General features: G+C 37.0%; 16 protein-coding genes. 11 read left to right on the top strand and 5 right to left on the bottom strand.

Annotated features, from left to right (window positions below; genetic code table 11):
• The 6 genes from F948_RS07900 (at nt 1) to F948_RS07870 (ending at nt 10535) form a co-directional block, all read left to right on the top strand.
• Nucleotides 1-4506, top strand: a complete 4506-nt coding sequence (locus F948_RS07900; protein ID WP_004962379.1) for a translocation/assembly module TamB domain-containing protein — start codon at nt 1-3, stop codon at nt 4504-4506.
• 131 nt (nt 4507-4637) lie between these two features.
• The gene (locus F948_RS07895) at nt 4638-5099 is read left to right on the top strand and encodes a DUF4124 domain-containing protein (RefSeq protein WP_004962377.1); all 462 of its coding nucleotides are present in this window, start codon (nt 4638-4640) and stop codon (nt 5097-5099) included.
• A 102-nt stretch (nt 5100-5201) separates the two neighbouring features.
• The gene (locus F948_RS07890) at nt 5202-5561 is read left to right on the top strand and encodes a hypothetical protein (protein ID WP_004962375.1); all 360 of its coding nucleotides are present in this window, start codon (nt 5202-5204) and stop codon (nt 5559-5561) included.
• Between the two features lie 259 nt (nt 5562-5820).
• A complete protein-coding gene (locus tag F948_RS07885; RefSeq protein ID WP_004962372.1) occupies nt 5821-8460 on the top strand; it encodes a bifunctional aconitate hydratase 2/2-methylisocitrate dehydratase in 2640 nt (879 codons plus the stop codon).
• Between the two features lie 72 nt (nt 8461-8532).
• The gene (locus tag F948_RS07880) at nt 8533-9807 is read left to right on the top strand and encodes a PDDEXK-like family protein (protein ID WP_004962369.1); all 1275 of its coding nucleotides are present in this window, start codon (nt 8533-8535) and stop codon (nt 9805-9807) included.
• 227 nt (nt 9808-10034) lie between these two features.
• Nucleotides 10035-10535, top strand: coding sequence for a hypothetical protein (locus tag F948_RS07870; RefSeq protein WP_004962366.1), 501 nt, complete (start codon nt 10035-10037; stop codon nt 10533-10535).
• Nucleotides 10536-10582: 47 nt separating this feature from the next.
• Here the strand turns inward: F948_RS07870 and F948_RS07865 are convergent, their stop codons facing one another.
• A complete protein-coding gene (locus tag F948_RS07865) occupies nt 10583-12043 on the bottom strand; it encodes a DASS family sodium-coupled anion symporter (RefSeq protein ID WP_004962363.1) in 1461 nt (486 codons plus the stop codon).
• Between the two features lie 253 nt (nt 12044-12296).
• Between F948_RS07865 and F948_RS07860 the strand changes: the two genes are divergently transcribed.
• The 3 genes from F948_RS07860 to F948_RS07850 all read left to right on the top strand — a co-directional run bounded on the left by F948_RS07860 (nt 12297) and on the right by F948_RS07850 (nt 14655).
• Entirely contained in the window at nt 12297-13280 is a 984-nt protein-coding gene (locus tag F948_RS07860) for an ion transporter (RefSeq protein WP_004962361.1), read from the top strand.
• Between the two features lie 81 nt (nt 13281-13361).
• Nucleotides 13362-13982: a LysE family translocator gene (locus F948_RS07855; protein WP_004962359.1), complete on the top strand. Its 621-nt coding sequence runs from the start codon at nt 13362-13364 to the stop codon at nt 13980-13982.
• Nucleotides 13983-14043: 61 nt separating this feature from the next.
• Nucleotides 14044-14655: a DUF2238 domain-containing protein gene (locus F948_RS07850; RefSeq protein ID WP_004962355.1), complete on the top strand. Its 612-nt coding sequence runs from the start codon at nt 14044-14046 to the stop codon at nt 14653-14655.
• Between the two features lie 20 nt (nt 14656-14675).
• Here F948_RS07850 and F948_RS07845 read toward each other — a convergent pair whose 3' ends face one another.
• Nucleotides 14676-15890, bottom strand: a complete 1215-nt coding sequence (locus tag F948_RS07845; RefSeq protein WP_004962352.1) for an MFS transporter — start codon at nt 15888-15890, stop codon at nt 14676-14678.
• 246 nt (nt 15891-16136) lie between these two features.
• Here F948_RS07845 and F948_RS07840 point away from each other — a divergent pair, with 246 nt between their 5' ends.
• Nucleotides 16137-17057, top strand: coding sequence for a LysR family transcriptional regulator (locus F948_RS07840; protein WP_005402501.1), 921 nt, complete (start codon nt 16137-16139; stop codon nt 17055-17057).
• Between the two features lie 73 nt (nt 17058-17130).
• Here F948_RS07840 and F948_RS07835 read toward each other — a convergent pair whose 3' ends face one another.
• Together F948_RS07835 and F948_RS07830 are read right to left on the bottom strand one after the other, a co-directional pair.
• Nucleotides 17131-17586, bottom strand: a complete 456-nt coding sequence (locus F948_RS07835) for a DUF441 domain-containing protein (RefSeq protein WP_004911679.1) — start codon at nt 17584-17586, stop codon at nt 17131-17133.
• A 245-nt stretch (nt 17587-17831) separates the two neighbouring features.
• A complete protein-coding gene (locus tag F948_RS07830) occupies nt 17832-18692 on the bottom strand; it encodes a heme oxygenase-like domain-containing protein (RefSeq protein ID WP_004911677.1) in 861 nt (286 codons plus the stop codon).
• A 447-nt stretch (nt 18693-19139) separates the two neighbouring features.
• Here F948_RS07830 and F948_RS07820 point away from each other — a divergent pair, with 447 nt between their 5' ends.
• Nucleotides 19140-19700 (top strand): TetR/AcrR family transcriptional regulator, encoded by a 561-nt coding sequence (locus F948_RS07820; RefSeq protein ID WP_004962344.1) that lies wholly within the window; start codon nt 19140-19142, stop codon nt 19698-19700.
• 118 nt (nt 19701-19818) lie between these two features.
• Here the strand turns inward: F948_RS07820 and F948_RS07815 are convergent, their stop codons facing one another.
• Entirely contained in the window at nt 19819-20598 is a 780-nt protein-coding gene (locus tag F948_RS07815) for a ferredoxin--NADP reductase (protein ID WP_004911671.1), read from the bottom strand.
• Nucleotides 20599-20637: the final 39 nt, after the last annotated feature.

Genomic DNA, 20637 nt, shown 5'->3' with positions numbered 1-20637 from the left:
ATGTCGGAAGTAGAACAGCAATTAACGCCTTCAAATGGACCGAAAAAACAGCGTCATACGATAAGAACTATTGTTTTAGTCCTGTTAATGGCGCTTGTAGTACTTATCAGTTCATTACTTGTCATGATGTCTACGGATAAAGGCAGCCGTTTTCTACTTGATCGTGTTTTGCAAAGTCAAAAGATGATTCGTTATGAATATGAAAGTGGTAATTTACTTTCAGGAATCATTTTAAAAAATGTTCTTGTCCAACTGAAAGCTGTAGATGTTTCGCTTGATCGTGCTGATGTATCTTTGGGTTGGCGTGCAGTATTCAAAAAAGAAATACATTTAAGCCATGCTGATGTTCAAAATTTCAAAGTTATTAATAAAAAGCCACCATCAGGAAAACCATTTGCATTTGATGCAATCAAGCTTCCTTTTGTATTAAGAGTTGATGAGGCGAATTTAGATCATTTGGTCATTAAGACAACAACATCTGAAGTGAAGTTTAATGATATTTATTTGAAAGATGCCCTATGGTCAGGTACCAAATTAGAGTTTGAAGACTCACATATGGACATGGGATATTTGGCTGTAAAGAATGCGACAGGTCAGATGGATTTTAGTGGTAAATATCCGATTGATGCAAAAGCTGATCTTATTATTCCATCTCTTAAAAGTTTAGATATCAATGTCATAAAGGTAGTTGCTTCAGGTACATTAGATACGCTAAAAGCAGGTGTAGCAACGCAAACACCAGATTTGGTCACAGGCTGGACTGTTTTACATCCAGTACGTGATGGTGTGCCAATGCAGGGCGAGCTTTTATTCAAAAACTATCATTTGCCTTTATTAAAAGAACAAAAATTATTTGCTAAAGATGGTGTTGCACGTTTTAACGGTAACATCAAAAAACTTATTTTAAGTTTAGATACCGATCTTAAAGGTGAGCAAATTCCTGAAGGAAAATATAATGCTTTGATGGAAACGGACCTTAGAAACCAGTTAAATATTCAGGATTTTAACGGTCAGGTGATGAATGGCAGCGTTTCACTAAAAGGGATTGTAAGTTGGAAAGATCATGTTGCATGGGACATTAAAGGTCGACTTGATCGACTTAATCCTAAAAATAAAATCATCCCTCAGGTAGCTCAGGACTTTTTGCCACCAACGTTGGACGCAAATCTGAGTTCAATTGGTTCTATGGAAAAAGGGTTGGCATTGAATGCACAACTGGCTTTTGATCAATACGAGACTTGGAATGTAAAACTCAATCAAGCAAAAGCGATATCCAATAAACCTCAACCGATGCTACTTGATATTGCTTGGCAAGGAATTGATCGAGCAGTGCCATATATCGGATGGTTAAGTAGTGATAATGGTCAAACCAACATTACACTTAAAGAAGGTCAGCAAGATATCTTTGTTTCGACTACTGTAAAGCCACATGAAAAAACAGTATTGCCAACGGGTAAATATGATGCTCGCTTAGATGTTAAAGGTAGTTTGTTAGATATCGAAAATTTTCGTTATCAAGCAGAAAATGGAAGCTTATCGGGTCTAGCAAAAATTAAACTTCCAACTGAAAAACAGCAACTTTCATGGAGTGCAACGCTTAAAGCAGATAATTTCAATCCACAAACTGTAGCTACAGCTGCACCAGTAAATTTATTAAATGGACAAATTGTTGCTAAAGGTTTTGCTAAACCAAATCAGCAGATTATTCAATTTGATAATATTGATTTAAATGGTCAGTTAGCCCAATCAAATACATCTGAAAAAATTGCACTTAAAGGGAAAAGTACAGTAGCTTTAATTTTCCATGATCAAAAAAATGGTGGTGGATTTAAGAGTTATGCGGTTCAGTATGATGGTTCATTAAATGCTTTAAATCAGGCAAATGGATTATTAAAAATTGATGTTGCTGGCACACCAGATTACGTCAAAATTAATGAGTTAAAGCATGATGGTGTGGCTGGTAAATTATTTGCAACAGGTTCAGTCAATTTAAAAGATAAATTAGGTTGGAATATCGAAACTTCATTAGTTCGTTTCAAGCCCCAATATTTTGTTTCTAGTGTCAAAGGTGAAATTTCAGGACATGTCAAATCACAGGGAGTGTGGTCTGATGATCTAAAACGAGTTGATATACGTCAACTCAATGCCGCAGGTTTTATTAACAATAAACCTGTTCGAGGACGAGGTAATTTAACACTTTTGCTTGATTCAAATCAAAAAGGGTTCTTACCACAACAGTTTGAAGCAAATGATTTATTTTTTGCATATGCACAAAACCAATTACAAGCAACAGGTAATGCACAAAGCTTAAAAGTTAAATTAAACGCACCAGCTTTGTATGAAATCTATCCGGGATTGCAAGGTCGAGCGTATGGTAATTTAAATATACAATCTCAACCGAAACTGAAAGCAACAGCAAACATCGCTGTAGATAATTTTGCATTTAACAACCTAGTTAGTATTAAGTCATTACGTGTGCAAGGCGAACTACCAACTTCAGAGACGACACCAACGATTTTGACTGCGAAGGTAAATCAAGTACGCAATGGAAATCGTGAAATTGAAAATGCAGTTGTGAATCTCGCTGGTACTCGCAAAGCGCATTTGTTAAAAGTCGAAAGTAAAAATAAGCAGTCTAATTTTTATGTTCAACTCGCAGGTGGCTTTAATCAAAACAACGATTGGTTAGGTCAGTTGCAAAAAGGTAATTTCACTTCGCGTAGAATTAGTCTAGTACAGAATCAAAGTGCGCCGATTATATATACCTCATCTGCTACTGAATTGTTTGTAGGACAGCATTGTTGGTCAAGCTCTCATAGCCAGTTATGTCTTGATCAGGCTGCACGTATAAGTAAAACCAAAGGAAATGTTTCTTTTCTCACTAAAAATCTTGATTTAAATGATTTTGCTGCATTTATGCCAGAAGGTTTAGCTGTTACAGGACAGTTAAATGGTTATGCACGTGCATCATGGGCAAATGGTACGCGACCAAAATTAGATGCGACATTAGTAACCCGTAAAGGTGAAATTGGTCTTGCTGCTGCTGATCCCCAAGATCCTGCAACAACGGTTACTTATGATGAACTTAGTTTGATCGCAAAAAGCGTTGGTGAAGGATTGTTATTCAGAGTGGATATGAAAACACCTGATATTGGAACAGGTTATGCCAATGTGATTATTAATCCATTCCAAACAAATATGCCAATGCGCGGTGAAATTGCTTTTGATGAAGTTCAGCTCAAAGTATTTAAGCCATTTATTAAAGATGTACGTTCTATGGCTGGCACCTTATCACTTGCTGGAAAAGTGGACGGAACTTTAACACAACCACAATTTACAGGTGAAATGCGATTGAAAAATGGCGCTATTAGTATGATTTCATTACCTGTGAATTTAAATAATATTCAGCTTTACTCTTCGATTCGACAAGATTCAGCAAGCATAGATGGTGCATTTAATAGTGGACAAGGTGTAGGTCGTTTAAAAGGGAGCTTTGACTGGAAAAATGATCCTCATTTAGCATTAACACTTAAAGGCGATAATCTATTAGTTCGCCAAGCACCAATGATTACAGCGATTGTTAAACCCGATTTAAGCTTGGATGTTTATCCATTTGCTCAACGTTTAAGTTTGAAAGGTACGATTGATGTTCCTCGTGCTCGTATTTCCATGCCAGAAAGTTCAGCAACGGTGGTGAATGTTTCACCTGATGTACGTGTGGTGCATCAAGGACAAGATCTACTCGCTACTTTAAAAGCAGCGAAACCATGGGATATCCGTGCTGATATGACGGTAAATCTCGGTAATCAAGTTATTTTCCAAGGCTTTGAAAGTAATATCCCATTGGTCGGACGTCTACATCTGTCACAACGTGGTTTAGAAACAGCCATGCGAGCAAATGGTGCAATTGGTGTAAGCCAGAAAGTGAAGATCGAAGCTTATGGTCAGAGTCTCGACTTGAATCGTGCAATTGCTCGTTTTAATGGACCTCTAGCAAACCCAACCTTAGATATTGATGCAAATAAACCTGTACAAGGAAGCATGGTTGGTGTGCGTGTTACGGGTACAGCGACCGTGCCTAATGTTCAAGTGTACAATGATGCTGGTCTGTCTGAGCAAGAAGCACTCAATGCATTATTAACAGGACGTATTAATGAAGGTGGTAGCGGTTTAAGTAACACTGAAGGCTTTAAATCTGATGTTAATAATACAATCGCTGCCGCTGGGATCAGCATGGGCTTAGGTGGAACTAGGGCTTTAACCAATCAAATTGGGCGAACTTTTGGCTTAAGTGGATTGGCATTAGATGCTCAAGGAACTGGCGACGATACCCAAGTGAGTTTAACGGGTTATATTACGCCAGACTTATTTATCCGTTATGGTATTGGTGTATTTACACCTGTCAATAAATTGACTTTGCGATATCAAATGAATCGTCGACTTTATTTGGAAGCAAGTCAGTCCTTAGAACGAGCTATCGATTTATTCTACAACTGGCGCTTCTAGATAAACTTTATAAAACCTGCCTTGTTTAGATAAGGCAGCTTTTTTTATAGTACTTTTACAATATAAATGTGATATTATTATATATAAGTAATTGAAAAATATAGATAAATGACATTTTTTGGAGAAAGGGAATGAAATGTGTCACTTTTAGTCAGCTTTTGGCAATCGTTAGTATTGGTTTGATGAGTAGTTCATTTCAACTTAATGCGAAAGAATACTACAAATGGGTAGATGCAAAGGGTGTAACTACATATTCAGCGACACCGCCACCCACTAAGAAACAAGAGCCTCAACTTGATACATCCAAACAAAATATGATGGTTGGAAACACAGCCAATCATGCTGTACCAACCCAAGTTCAGGCTCAATTGGTTAAAGAAACAAAAACAGCCGCAGTTGCAACAACACCACAAACTAAAAATGTAGCACTTGCAGCAAAAACAGATGTTTTGAATCCGATCAAGAATTGTAACGGGGTTCGTTGTTGGGATACTAAAGGTAAGGCTTACAATCTAGTACAAGGCAATACATATCTCTCTTCGACTGGTGGCAAATGTCTCAAAACAGCAAACAACATGTCGTGTACAAAATGATATGTAATTTTTTAGCGATAGCTAATGTTTTTAAATGCATCTTTTTTGCAAAATGCTAGAGTTTGAGTATGATGTCTACATCTAATTAGCTGCAGTATGAAGATGAAAAAGGTTGTATTGATTGCACTCGGTTTGATTTTGATGGGTTGTGGTAAGAAAGAGCCTTTAACACCAGAACAACAGTGGCATGGCTATTGCGTAAGTATTGGCAATGCAGCTCGTTCTATTGCACTAGATCGTCAGAATGGAATTGAAGAAAAGCAAGCAAAAGAACATGCGAGCAAGATTGAAGATGAGATGACGAGTAAATTTATTTTCGAAATTATTGAAACGGTTTACAGACTTCCAGCAGATCAGTTGAAGTCTGATCCTGATACGATCCGTGAAGATTTAAAGAAGAAATTTACGGATCAATGTTTGGTAACACCACATGATAAGTTACCGAACTATAAATCATTTTAATTTGACCATTGAAAAGACAACAAGAGTTGTCTTTTTTTATGTACCTAATTCGTTGTTTTATTAGGCTTTGATCTAAGACCAAAGCGGTATTCAAAAGTGACAAACATTTCGCTATAAAATAATGGGCATCACGTAGAAATACGGTAGTTCCATTAACTTTTAAGTCGAAGTCTAGTAAAATTTTGCTGTCCATATTACTTGTAGAGCTTGAAAAAAGCTGGAACTTACAAGTAATTTTTTAAAAAAGAGGAATAACACTGTGCTAGAAGCTTACCGCCAACACGTTGAAGAACGTGCCGCACTCGGAGTCCCACCGAAGCCGCTTGATGATGCTCAAACTGCTGAACTTGTAACTTTATTAAAAAATCCACCAGCAGGCGAAGAAGCATATTTAGTAGATTTGCTTGAAAATCGTGTTCCAGCGGGTGTTGACCAAGCTGCATACGTTAAAGCTGCTTTCTTATCTGCGGTTGCGAAAGGTGAAGCGACTTCTCCACTTGTAACTAAAGAACGCGCAGTTTACTTACTAGGCACGATGCTTGGTGGTTACAACGTAGCTCCTCTTGTTGATCTTTTAGATAATGCTGAGCTTGCTGAATTAGCAGCTGAAGCATTGAAAAAAACACTTCTTGTATTTGATGCATTCCATGATGTAGCAGACAAAGCTAAAGCAGGTAATGTTGCTGCTAAAGCTGTATTGCAATCTTGGGCTGAAGCAGAATGGTTCACAAGCCGTCCTGACGTTCCAGAAGAAATCAAAATCACTGTGTTCAAAGTAACAGGTGAGACGAATACTGATGACTTGTCTCCAGCTCAAGACGCTTGGAGCCGTCCAGATATCCCATTACACGCAAATGCAATGTTGAAAAACGAGCGTGACGGTATCTACCCTGAAAAACCAGGTGAAGTTGGTCCATTAAGCCAAATCAAAGAATTGATCGCGAAAGGCAATCAAGTTGCTTACGTGGGTGACGTTGTTGGTACGGGTTCAAGCCGTAAATCTGCAACTAACTCTGTACTTTGGTTCTTCGGTAACGAACTTCCACACATTCCAAATAAAAAAGATGGTGGTGTGTGCTTAGGTTCTAAGATCGCTCCAATTTTCTTCAATACAATGGAAGATGCAGGTGCATTACCTGTTGAAATCGACGTTGCGAACATGAACATGGGCGACGAAGTTGTATTGAAAATTGATCATGCTGCTGCAAAAGTTACTGCATACAAAGACGGTGCACAAATTGCAGAAGCTGAGCTTAAAACGCCTGTACTTTTAGACGAAGTACGCGCTGGTGGTCGTATTAACCTGATTATTGGTCGTGGTTTAACAGCTAAAGCGCGTGAAGAGTTAGGTCTTGAGCCTTCTACTTTATTCCGTACTCCAGTACAACCTGCTGACACTGGTAAAGGTTTTACACAAGCTCAGAAGATGGTAGGTCGCGCATGTGGTCTTCCTGAAGGTCAAGGTATCCGTCCTGGAACTTACTGTGAACCTAAGATGACCACTGTTGGTTCTCAAGATACAACTGGTCCTATGACGCGTGACGAGTTAAAAGACTTGGCGTGCTTGGGCTTCTCAGCTGACTTAGTGATGCAGTCTTTCTGTCACACTGCTGCGTATCCAAAACCAGTTGACGTAACAACTCACCATACATTACCAGACTTCATCATGAACCGTGGCGGTGTATCTTTACGTCCAGGTGATGGTATTATCCACTCTTGGTTAAACCGTATGTTACTTCCAGATACAGTTGGTACTGGTGGTGACTCACATACTCGTTTCCCAATCGGTATTTCATTCCCAGCGGGTTCTGGTCTGGTTGCGTTCGCAGCTGCAACTGGTGTTATGCCACTTGACATGCCTGAGTCTGTACTTGTTAAGTTCAAAGGTAAAATGCAGCCTGGTATTACTTTACGTGACCTTGTACATGCGATTCCTTACTATGCGATCAAAGCTGGTGACTTAACTGTAGAGAAGAAAGGTAAGAAAAACATCTTCTCTGGTCGTATCTTGGAAATCGACTTATCAGAAATGGAAAATGACTTGACTGTTGAGCAAGCATTTGAACTTTCTGACGCATCTGCTGAGCGTTCTGCTGCTGGCTGTTCAATCACGCTTTCTGAAGAGAAAGTTGCTGAATACCTACGTTCTAACATCACGATGTTGAAGTGGATGATCGCAGAAGGTTATGGCGATGCTCGTACAATAGCGCGCCGTGCTGAAAACATGCAGAAGTGGTTAGATAACCCAAGCCTGTTAAAAGCTGATGCTGATGCAGAATACTTAAAAGTTTACGAAATCGATCTTGCTGACATCAAAGAACCAATTCTTTGCTGCCCGAACGATCCAGATGACGCTAAACTTCTTTCTGAAGTTCAAGGCGACAAAATTGATGAAGTATTCATCGGTTCTTGTATGACAAACATCGGTCACTTCCGTGCTGCAGGTAAATTGCTTGAGCAAGTACCAGGTGGTTCTTTATCAACTCGTCTTTGGATTGCGCCACCAACGCGTATGGATGAGCATCAGTTGATGGAAGAAGGCTTCTATAACATCTATGGTAAATCAGGCGCACGTACTGAAATGCCAGGTTGTTCACTCTGTATGGGTAACCAAGCACGCGTAGCACCGAACACAACATGTGTATCAACTTCTACTCGTAACTTCCCGAACCGTTTAGGTCAAGGTGCAAACGTTTACTTAGCTTCTGCTGAGCTTGCATCTGTAGCTGCGGTACTTGGTAAATTACCAAGTCCAGAAGAATATCAACAGTACGCGTCGCAAATCGACAGCGCTTCTGCTGACATCTACAAATACTTAAACTTCGACAAGATGAGCGAATATACAAAAGAAGCTGATCAAGTTGATACTAAGAAAATCCAAGCTGCTCAGTTAACTTAATTTATTGATAATTAAGTTTTAATGAGTTAAAAATAAGGGCTGAGTAATCAGCCCTTATTTTTTGGATAAATTGTGGATATAAAAACTCAATTATTAAATTTAATAGATCATGTGGTAGAGAGAAATGAAGAAAATATTGTAAAAAATAAAACGAAAGGCGAATATTTTAACCTGATCAAAATAATGGGAATGGCAACAAGTGAAGTACATACACATACTCCAATTATTGCTGACTTACTCAATCCTAAAGGGAGTCATGGTCAAGGAGACATCTTTCTTAAAATATTTGTTGAACGTTTCTCACCGAATTTTGATATAAATACAAAAGTAGTTGTTGAAAGGGAAAAGCGGGAAGGAAAAGATCAATTTGATATTTTAATCAGAAATGATCATCAAATCATGATTATTGAAAATAAGATTTATGCCTCAGATCAAAGTAGGCAATTAAATCGTTATTATTCATATTGCATAGCAAAAAATAAACAACCAATACTGATTTACTTATCTCTGTCTGATGCTCAACCAAGTCAAAAATCATTAGGTCATATTATCAAGAATGATGATGGTTACTATTTAAATGGTGATCTTGCACAACCAGTCAGTCTTTCGGTACTAAATTATCAAAATGATTTATTAGAGTGGTTAAATGAGATAGAGCAATATTTAAATAATAAGATGAATATCTTGGCTGCTATACAGCAATATAAAAATTTAATTCTACAGATGACGGGAAATATTATGTCCAATAAGAACACAATTAAGGAATTATTACTTTCTGTTGATGCAAAACAGTTTAAAGCTATTTCGGATATTAATCATATATTTCAGAGCCAAGAGTTTCGTGGTGAGTTGTTAGAAAGATTTTTTAGTGTGATTGATACAAATTTTAATCAACATCAAGGATACTCAATTTCACTTGATAGTAAATATAATAGTGTTCGGCATGATTTATCAAAATGCAAAATGTGGTTTAAAAATGTACAAAAATCAAAGCGAATGAGTCGAGATTTTATCGGATGTATTTTTGAGCACGAGTCAGTACCTTTGTTAAAATTTATGATTATTGTTGTCACAGAAGGATTGCATTATGGTGTGGTTTGTGAAGATAGTACTATAAATTTAAAAGATGTTATTGATGATTCTTTATGGTTATCTCAGAGCAATAAAAATAAACTAGAGATGTCTTGGATGAGTAAATCAGTATGTAATATACGTAATTTTGATTCAATAACGCTTGATTTATTGGTTACTCAAGATAATGAAATATTTGATAGTTGGATTTGTGAAATCATTGCTAATTTTAATTTTGTTATTGAAGAATTTAAGCAACTAGATGAAGATTCATGATGGAAATATTAAGATATCACTTTTATTATTTAAAATATTTTGAATATGAGAAGATGCTAAAAGAGAGATCGATCTTTAATACCAAAATGAACCAAAGAGTTGTTTGTGTGGATGCAAAAATTTTCAAGAAGTCAATTTCCAAAAAATTGAATTTTTTAATTTATTTTATATCAAGTAAAATGGAAAAAAGACCCATATAATTATATAGCAAATATTAGGTAGATAAAGTGACACTTACACATGATTTTGTTTTATTGAATAAAAATGAATTCTCTTACGATGACTGTTGTGATCTTATTGGGGGTATTTCTTTCGATGTTTCAATCCATGATGATTTAATTCTATATTTTATGGATTATCTAAAATGGTTACCAACCTATAGTCCTTTATTAAAAAAAAGAATATATGGACTTGATTATCATGCGATGACTATTATGGATGTTGAGGGAGCTACAGAAGCTTTAATTTTATTTTCTAGTCTAGTCAATATTTTAAAGTTATCGCCGAATGTTTTAACGTTAACAGGCATATATACTTTTGTTCAAGTATATGATGATGTGATTGATCCAAATGAGAATGTTGATCGTATTTTACGAGAAACAGCTGGTTATGAAAAAATCATTATGCAAAAGCGTGTAGTAATACAACAATTTGAAATATTGTCAGAGCTTATACAGAAGGTCATTGATTCTAATAATAGTTTATATGTTCTACATTTGGGCATTTAAGTTTAGAGGAACATTCCTATTTGTATAGAATGCTCTTCAATTTTAAATCACCAATAACCCAACACTTTCCACCAAAGTCCGCCAATCACCACAAAGATGATGATATTGACGACACTCATTACAAAACCAGCTTTCCACCATTCACCCAGTGTGGTGTAACCCGAACCAAATACCACAGGCGATGTACCTGTTGCATAATGGGTTAAGGTCATCATGATACTGGAAGCGGCTGCCATCATTAAGGCAAATAGCATCGGTGGCGCACCCAATGCGAGTCCAGCTGTATAAAATGCTGCAAACATGGCTGTGATATGAGCTGTGGTGCTTGCAAACATATAGTGCGCATACAAATAGGCGAGCATTAACAATAGACACGCAGGCATCCAGCCTAGACCTAATGAACCGATACTATTTTCCAAGACACCTGAAAACCAAGTGATTAACCCGAGCTTATTTAAATAACTCGCCATCATCACTAAAGCTGCGAACCAAGTGATGGTATCCCACGCACTTTTTTGTGTCAGGATATCTTCCCAAGTTAAAACACCAGTGAGCAATAACAAAGTCAAACCAATAAATGCTGTGGTAGTTGGATCAACAGCCCAAGCTGAACCCAAGATCACGGCAGGAATACCTGCCCACAACAGCAATAATATTCCGAAAACACCAAGCATAATGATTTCATCTTTACTCACTGCACCCATTTCTTTGAGTTTTGTTTTTGCAAATTGAGCTGCATTAGGAGTTTCCTTCACTTCAGGGGGGGGGTACATCCAGTACATGATCAATGGCATGACGATCAATGCAACTAAACCAGGGAGTAACATTGCAATTGCCCAAGTGCTCCAGCTCAATGAAATTTCACTATTTGTCGCTTTAGCAACAAGATCAACCACCAATGGGTTTGGGGCGGTTGCTGTTATAAACATTGCTGAGGTAATCGGATTGGCTTGATAATTGACGAGAGATAAAAATTTCCCCATACGACCCTCAGTGCCTTTGGCTGGATCAGAGTCATAACTGGTAGAAATTGCACGTACAATCGGATGGATAATTCCTCCACCGCGTGCTGTATTACTTGGCGTTACAGGAGCAAGGATCAATTCAGACAGTACCATACTGTATCCGATACCGATGGTCTTTTTGCCCCAAACAGCGATAAATAAATAGCCTAAGCGAACACCTAATCCAGTTTTCTGCAATCCTTTGGAGATCATGATAGAAATACCGATCAGCCAAATGAGCGGATTAGCAAAACTACTCAAAGCGTCTTTTATAGCATCACTGGGATTGTTGCTAGTGACACCTGTAACGGCAACCAAACTGATAGCAAGTATTGCAATAGCCCCGATCGGCATAGCTTTACCGATAATAGCGGCAATTACACCGATAAACATAGCGAGCAGATGCCATGCCTGAGGGCTAACACCTGACGGCACAGGAATAATGAACCATATGATTAAAGCGATACCAATTGAAATCAAAGTGGGAATAGGTTTAAAGCCCATATAAATTTCTCGTTCTGTTCATGTGTAAGATGGAATTTGTTTTTATAAAAGTGATAGGTTCAAATCATTTTTGAGATATGAACTTGATTAAATGATAATTTATAAGCAAGCAAACTACTGTTGCTGCAAAGTTATTTTTTTATTCTTAGCAATGTGATTTACCGAAATAATTCAGGAAATGCTCAAATAACGTATCCAGTGCTTGATCAACATGATACATTTTTGTCTTGGTTGAGATAACTATAAGTATGGTATGGCAAAGCTTTCAATAAAACGGTTAAGACTTTTTGTTTATAACAATTTACAAAATGATGATCATCAAAGCACCTTTAGTTTGTGCGTAAACTATTTTTTGATTTTTTTAATCGTTGGAAACGTTGCGGCAGTTATTTTGGAGTCAATCACTGAACTGTATTTGGCGTACCAAGTCTATTTTGATATGTTTGAAAATATATCAATCGCACTATTTTCCATCGAGTACGTACTAAGACTTTGGAGTATTGTTGAAAAGGAACCTAGTCTTCCAGCAAGCCAACAGCGTTTGAAATGGATGCGTAGCGGGGGAGCTATTATCGACTTGGTTGCAATCTTACCTGCTTATCTTAATTTCTTCGTGCCAATTGATTTACGCGTGCTGCGAATCTTACGCTTGTTGAGATTACTTAAATTAACCCGCTATTTTGTGTCATTACAGATTTTACTCAGGGTCATCAAGCGTGAAAAAGGATCATTCCAAGCTGTCATTTTTATCTTAGTGATTCTTATCGTGATGGCTGCCTCTGGTATTTATGTAGTCGAAAACAAAGCACAGCCTGAAGCATTTAGTTCAATTCCTCACGCGATGTGGTGGGCAGTCGTTACGCTTACAACAGTAGGGTATGGTGATGTTACGCCTATCACAAATATGGGTAAGTTTTTAGGTGCAATTATTACGATTTTAGGTGTGGGGATTGCAGCTTTACCTGCGGGTATTTTGGCTTCTGGTTTGGCTAATGAACTCAATCAACGAAATCAGCGTCTGGAACAAGAGTTCCGTGAGCTTGTTCAAGCGCATGGTTTTGAGGTAGTTCACAATACGATCGAATTAGAAAAGTTAAGACAGCGAGTAGGATTACCCAAAGAGCAAATGCATGAAATTATTATCCAACTTTTGCGAGAGCATGTTTTAGAAGAACAAGAGCAACAAAACTCAAAGAAACACTATTGTCCTTATTGCGGCGAAAAGCTACCAGAATAAAAAGTTTTATTGTTTGAAATAAACTGACTTAATTGGCTGTTATAGTAAGTGTAAATTTGAACAATTGTTTTGATTTTGTATATGAGTTTACTGACCTTTTTTTCTTTTGTTGTTTATTCGATTGTCACGTCTATAACACCTGGACCCAATAAAATTATGTTGGCAGCATCAGGTTTGAATTTTGGATTTAAGCGAAGTATTCCGCATATTTTAGGCATCGGATTTGGCTTTGGTGTGATGGTTATGCTTGTTGGGTTCGGCATAGGAGCCACACTTGGACAATCTCCTTTGATATATGAAATATTGAAAATAGTTGGGATCGTATATTTACTTTATCTAGCTTATAAAATTTATGGTGCAGGACGAGTAGATGGAGAAGAAAAGCCTGAAAAGCCATTAAGTTTTATGGGGGCTGCCTTATTTCAGTGGGTTAATCCTAAGGCTTGGATTATGGCATTGGGTGCGATTGCAACCTATAGCTCTGTAAATAGCCATTTAGCTGAGTTTGTTTTTATTGGTGCGATTTTCGGATTGGTTAGCATTCCTTGTGTTGGAATCTGGGCCTATATGGGACAACGCTTGCAAAGCATTGTGAATGATCAGAAGAAGGTTCAGTATTTTAATACAGCTATGGCATTATTATTGGTTATCTCTGTGGTATCGCCGATTGTTGAATCATTTAAATTTTTCTTTTCGATCTAAATACAGATTAATATGGACATGAAGAATGTCCTTATAAAAATTAAAGAATTGAGAGGCGACGATGAATCAAAAATTAGTGTTGTTGTTTGCGATGCTCTTTTTAGTTTTGAGTTTAATTATTTCGGGAATTGATCCTTTTGACCGTGGTACATGGTTCATGGAAGTATTACCTGTATTAATTGTCGTTCCACTATTGATTCACACTTATAAAAGATTTCCTCTGACTAATCTTCTCTATGTATTAATTTTTATTCATTGCATGGTATTGATTGTTGGTGGAACGTATACCTATGCACGTGTGCCATTGGGATTTGAAATGGCAGAATGGTTTGGTTTAGATCGAAATCCTTACGATAAAATTGGGCATTTTATGCAAGGTTTTGTTCCAGCAATTGCAGCACGTGAAATTTTGCTGAGAAATGACATCTTAAAGCATGGAAAAATGCTGATTTTTATTGTCATTTCTATTGTGCTTGCGATAAGTGCTAGTTATGAGTTAATAGAATGGGCTGCAGCACTTGCGCTTGGTGAAGGTGCAGAAGAGTTTTTAGGAACACAAGGTTATGAGTGGGATACCCAGTCAGATATGTTTTTCGCCTTGATAGGATCGGTCAGTGCTTTGTTCTTATTGTCTAAATGGCATGACCGACAGTTTTATAAGTTAGTACACTAACGAAAAAATTCGTCAGTCTGTCATTGAAGAATAACAGACTGTTTATTTGCTGAATATTTAGCGTAGGCAAGGGCAATTAATAAAATAATCAAACCGCCTAAACTCAGAACAAAGCCAACCCATATTGGTGCTAGCCAGCCCATATTGTGACTCAATACCCATCCACCTAGAAATGCACCTAAGGCATTTGCCAAATTGAATGCTGAATGATTCAAAGATGCTGCTAAAGTTTGTGCATCACCCGCAATATCCATCAAATGTGTTTGTAAGGCACCGCCTAAACCAATTACGGTGAATCCAATTAAAAATAAAGCAAGGATGGCAGTATAAAGATTTGTCATCATAAAGCTTGCAAATACAAAGGCCAATGCTGAACTTATAAGAATACCAATCATGGTTTTGAATAGGCTTTTGTCAGCCAACCAACCAGCTACTAAGCCTCCGATGACCATGCCTGTTCCCCATATTGCTAAAGCGATTGGCACAATGCTGATATCTGCATGTGTATATTCAGTCAGTATAGGAGACACATAGCTATATACAGAGAACATGCCACCAAAACCAATTGCTCCAACTGCCAAAGTCAGCCACATATTAATGTTTTTTAGCCCAGCTAATTCAGCTTTAATGCTAGCTGTTTTTTGCAAAGGAATATTGGGTACAAATAAACTTACGCCTATCAGTGTAATGAAAGCGATTGTCGCAGAAAATTCAAATCCTGCCTTCCAACCAAACTGTTGTCCTAACCAAGTGGCGCTAGGAACACCGATCACATTCGCAATGGTTAAGCCCATCATAACTTGTGCAATCGCTGTTGCACGACGATATTTACCTGCTAACTCAGCCGCGACTAATGCTGCTACACCAAAGTATGCGCCGTGAGGAAATCCTGCAATAAATCGAGAAATAAGCATTGTATCTGAAGACGTGGCAAATGCAGTGGCAGCATTTGCGAGACCATAAAACAGCATTAGTGATAATAATAAAGTTTTTCTAGGCACTTTAGCACCTAAGATCGCAATGATAGGAGCACCAACCATAACACCTAATGCATAAGCACTGATGAAATAACCTGCATGTGGGACACTGACATGAAGATCAGTTGCAATTTCTTGAATAAGACCCATTACGACAAATTCAGTAGTACCAATACAGAAACTACCAATAGCCAAGGAGAAAATTACAAGAAATAAGGAATATTGTTTTGTTTGATTCAATTCTGAGGGAGATAACATAACATGTTAAGGAAAAAGTGACGCTACTATTATATTCAAGATAGTTGCAAAAATGTGAAAAGGAACGTAAATGAACTCAAGGCATTTGTTGATTCAAAGAAATAGTGTCGTGTGTTCACATGAATTTGACACATGATGTATATGATGTAAGTCGTTTTTTAGACATTTGGAATAGCAGAAATATATAGTGAGGTTAACTCATTAATTTTGTGCTAAGATGAAATAAATTCAATAATGGTTGGTGCTGTGTTAGAGCTTAGACATTTAAAAACACTACTCGCTTTAAGAGAGCATGGCTCTTTAGTTGCCGCAGCGGCAGATTTATGTCTCACTCCATCTGCTATTTCTCATCAGTTAAAAGAATTAGACCATTGGTATGGTGTAGAAGTTGTCAATCGACGTAGCCGTCCTGTGAGTTTTTCTAATGTGGGTGAGCGTCTCCTCAAATTGGCTGATGATGTGTTACCACAAGTTCAAATTGCACAGACGGATATCACTCGAATCGTACATGGGCAAACAGGTCGCATAATTTTTTCTTCTGAATGTCATAGCTGTTTTGATTGGCTCATGCCTTTGTTAAATCAATATCGTCAACAATATCCTGACGTAGATTTAGACTTTGCTGCAGGTTTTGAGTCAAACCCGCATGAACTTCTTCAAAACGCTGAATTTGACTTACTGATCACGGCAGATCCAATTGCGCTAAAGGGTATAGAATACTTTCCAATCTTTGAGTATGAATCACGTCTAGTTTTATCAAATACACATCATTTGGTGAGAGCAGAACATATTACCGTTCAAGATCTGGCAGAAGAGACTTTGATTACCTATCCAGTCGATAAGCATCGTTTGGATATTATGGCTCATCTGTTTTTACCCGCGAATATTTTGCCAAAACACATTCGGACTACTGATTTGACTCAGATGTTAATTCAACTGGTAGCGAGTGGGCGCGGTATTGCAGCTTTGCCTGATTGGGTTGTGAATGAATATGAGCAAAAAGGATGGGTGGTGAGTCGTCGCTTAGATTGTGTTTCACCAAAAGGTTTGAGAAGAACGCTCTATGCGGGTTATCGTACTGACGAAAAAGAGAAAAGCTATTTTGAAGGCTTTTTAAAGCAATTAGAAAAATTCTCACAAAAGCGTGTGATGTATTACGAACGTTAATTTGATCGTTTTAAAGTCTGTGTTATAGATTTGGTACATTTATAACGGCAGGTTATCTGATTGGTTTGAGATATTAGCTCTTACCAATCAATATCGATAATATGCCTGCTGCAATTAGGGGACCAACAGGTACTCCACGTAATAATGCAACACCCGCGACTGTTCCAATCAATAATCCTGCTACAACGTCTGGTTGGTGACTCATCAATTTCACACCTCGCCCACCTAACCACGCCACGAATATGCCAACAGCAATAGCCAAAAGAGATTTGTAACTTAGGAATGATTTTAAAATACTTTCACCACTGAGTTTTCCACTTGCGATTGGGGAAAGAACACCAATGGTTAATACGATAATTCCGATGTTTAAACCATGTTGCTGAATGTAAGGAAAAAGCTGATTGAGCGGAGTGATTTTCACTATGATTAGTACAGCTGTTGCAATCATAACAGCCGTATTTTGACTGAAAACACCAAATCCTAATAAGATCAGCAAAACTAGAAGATTGAAATCGAAGTGTGCAAACATTGGATTGAAAGGTAATAAAACTTGAATTGTAACGCAATTGGCTACAAGTTTGACAGCTTATGTAAACTTCGCTGTTAAAAGGCAGAATCATTCAGAAACACTAAAAAGATTCGCTTCAAGCTCACTATGATTGGCGAAAGTTTTTAGCAGTTGATCTTATTTACATCAGTATTGATTAATCGAACGAAAATTTTAAGGTCATCTTAATCCTTGATTTGGAGATGACCTTATTATTAAGAAGAAAATTATGCAAGTTTTCTAAACGATTCAAATTGATAAGTTGCAATTTGTTCATCCCAGAATTGTTGCCATAAATCACAATATTCTAAACAAATTTGTCGGATATAAGGATAGTCAGATTCTACACAGGCTTGAGCTAGAACAAACCAGAGATCATCTTCATGGTCATCGTCAGCAGCTTCAGCAGTTTCATCTTGTGAAACACCATGTACATAGTAGTAACCACTATCTACATTAAAGCCTACAGCTTTAGTTGCTTGACGCAAGGCAGGACTAAAAAGAATAACTTCTTCTTCTGCAACAGCCAATAACGCTGTTACGGCTTCATAACGATCGAAAGCATATTCAAGATAGTTCTTCACTTGTTGAGCAATAATCGAGGGCTGATAATTGTTGCGCTCTGCTTGTGTTAATTCGAAATCATCGAGTACATCTTCAAATAAAGGATAATGTGCATAATCAGGATTACCAGCATAGTATCCATTGATATCTAAGGCCGGACGATAGCCATACTCATCTAAGACATTGAGGTTGAGTAAGAAGCGGGCATACATCTTTGAACCTGATTTCAGGCGAGGTTCGAGTTGTTTGGTTTGGAATTGAGCCATCAATAAAGCATCTGTAAATACTTGCACTATGGCATGTCGGTATTCTAGATGAATATGCTTTAAGGTTTCTTTATCAATTGAGCCATCATTTAATAGCTGAATTGCAGGGTGTTTAGACACAGGATGTTGTGAAATCTCTTCGCGCAAAGTTTTGAGAAACTGTACGTTTTTACTCCATAAATCCTCAGAAATACTATTTTTCATTCCGTCTATAGCTTTCTGTCTTGGGTTATCAAAATCTTCAAATTTTTTTGGCATAGTCTTCTACTCAATGAATTAATATTATTGCTTTTTCCAATTATATATTGCCGATTTCTTTTGGTCGCTTATAAATATATCTTTTAGTTCAACCAAAAATCTTTTTATTGGATTAATAAAATATAAGACGATTTTTTTTTGAAAGCAATTGATTCTCGTTTTTGAAAATTAAGAGATGTACTTAAATAGCTAATTTATTATTGTAAAAAAGTGATTTAATGCACACAATAATGACTGTTTTATTTATAAGAAAAATTTTTTTACAAATTATCTTGTGTATTCCTACTTTTTTGCTTAACTTAATCATGAGTTGTTTAAGAAAAGTTTCCATATTTTCGATAATGCTCTTAAAATAATATGAATAAGCATAGTAGCCAGAATTATCCAGCATTTACTATGTCTAAATAATACATTAAGTTTTTTGATAAAATTCTAAAGGATAATAAAATGTCAAAAAAAGAAGATATTATTACAACGGCACTGAATTTATTTAACCGTCATAACTATAGTTCTATAGGGATTGATCGAATTATCAGTGAGTCAGGCGTCGCTAAGATGACTTTCTACAAGTATTTCCCATCTAAAGAGAGTCTAATCGAAGAGTGTTTATCTAGAAGAAATAAAAGCATTCAGCAAGCGATTGAGCAACAATTAAATCAGATTGATGAGGGTAATTATTTAGGAAAAATTAAAGCAGTATATTTTTGGCATGTGTCATGGTTTAACTCGGATGATTTCCATGGTTGTATGTTTCAAAAGGCTTCATTGGAAATTTTACAACAATACCCATCTATTATTGGTCCAATTGTCGACTATAGAAATTGGTTAATGAATTTAGTTGAAGATCTATTTGAAAAGGCAAAAGTATTTCAACCTCATGTGTTAACTACGATGTATATCAATATTCTTGATGGGATGACGACACTTGCAAAGGTAAATCAAGATCATGTTCAAATTGAAGAGTGTTGGTATTATATTGAGCGATTAATTTCTTTAGAAGCTGCTTAATAAATAGTTTTATTGCTCTAAATAATATTATTAAAGATCACTAAATAAGCTATTAATAAGATTTAATAATAAAAAAGCCGGGGATATCTTCCTCGGCTTTTTTATTAATGCATAGGTATTATTTTTCTACGAAAGCACGTTCGATTACATAATCACCCATTACACCCATACGTGGTGATTCAACGAGACCATGTTCATCTAAAAGTGCAGCTACATCTTTCAAGAAAGCAGGGCTACCACATAACATTGCACGGTCAGTTTCACGATTGAAACGTGGCAAACCAATTTTTTCAAATAATTGACCTGTTTCAATAGCAGTAGTCACACGACCTTGTGTATGGAATGGTTCACGTGTAACTGTAGGGTAATATACGAGTTTATCTTTGATTCCTAGCTCTTCGAAAAATTCATGATTTGGAAGCTCATTAAGAATCAAATCTTGATATGCAAGTTCAGAAATATAACGTGTACCGTGTACAACGATCACTTTCTCAAACTTTTCATAAGTTTCAGGATCACGAATAAGTGAAAGGAAAGGTGCTAAACCAGTACCAGAAGATAAAAGGTATAAATTTTTACCAGGCAATAAATCATCATGTACTAAAGTACCTGTTGGTTTTTTTGAAATAAGGATTTCGTCACCAACCTGAACTTTTTGTAAAATAGAAGTTAAAGGACCATCAGGTACTTTAATCGAGAAGAATTCTAATTCTTCTTCATAATTCGCACTCGCAATCGAATAAGCACGCATTAAAGGCTTACCATTCACTTCAAGTCCGATCATCACAAACTGACCATTTTTAAAACGTAAGCTTGTGTCGCGTGTAGTTTTAAAACTGAAAAGCGTGTCATTCCAGTGGTGAACATGAGTAATGCGTTCAACGTTAAAAGCAGCCATTAAAGGTCTCGATCACAGTTAAAAGAAACAGATTGCTAT

Source organism: Acinetobacter junii CIP 64.5, assembly GCF_000368765.1.
GTDB classification, from domain to species: domain Bacteria; phylum Pseudomonadota; class Gammaproteobacteria; order Pseudomonadales; family Moraxellaceae; genus Acinetobacter; species Acinetobacter junii.
The sequence above is the reverse complement of the archived record's forward strand: the minus strand, read 5'-3'. Positions and strand labels throughout refer to the sequence as shown.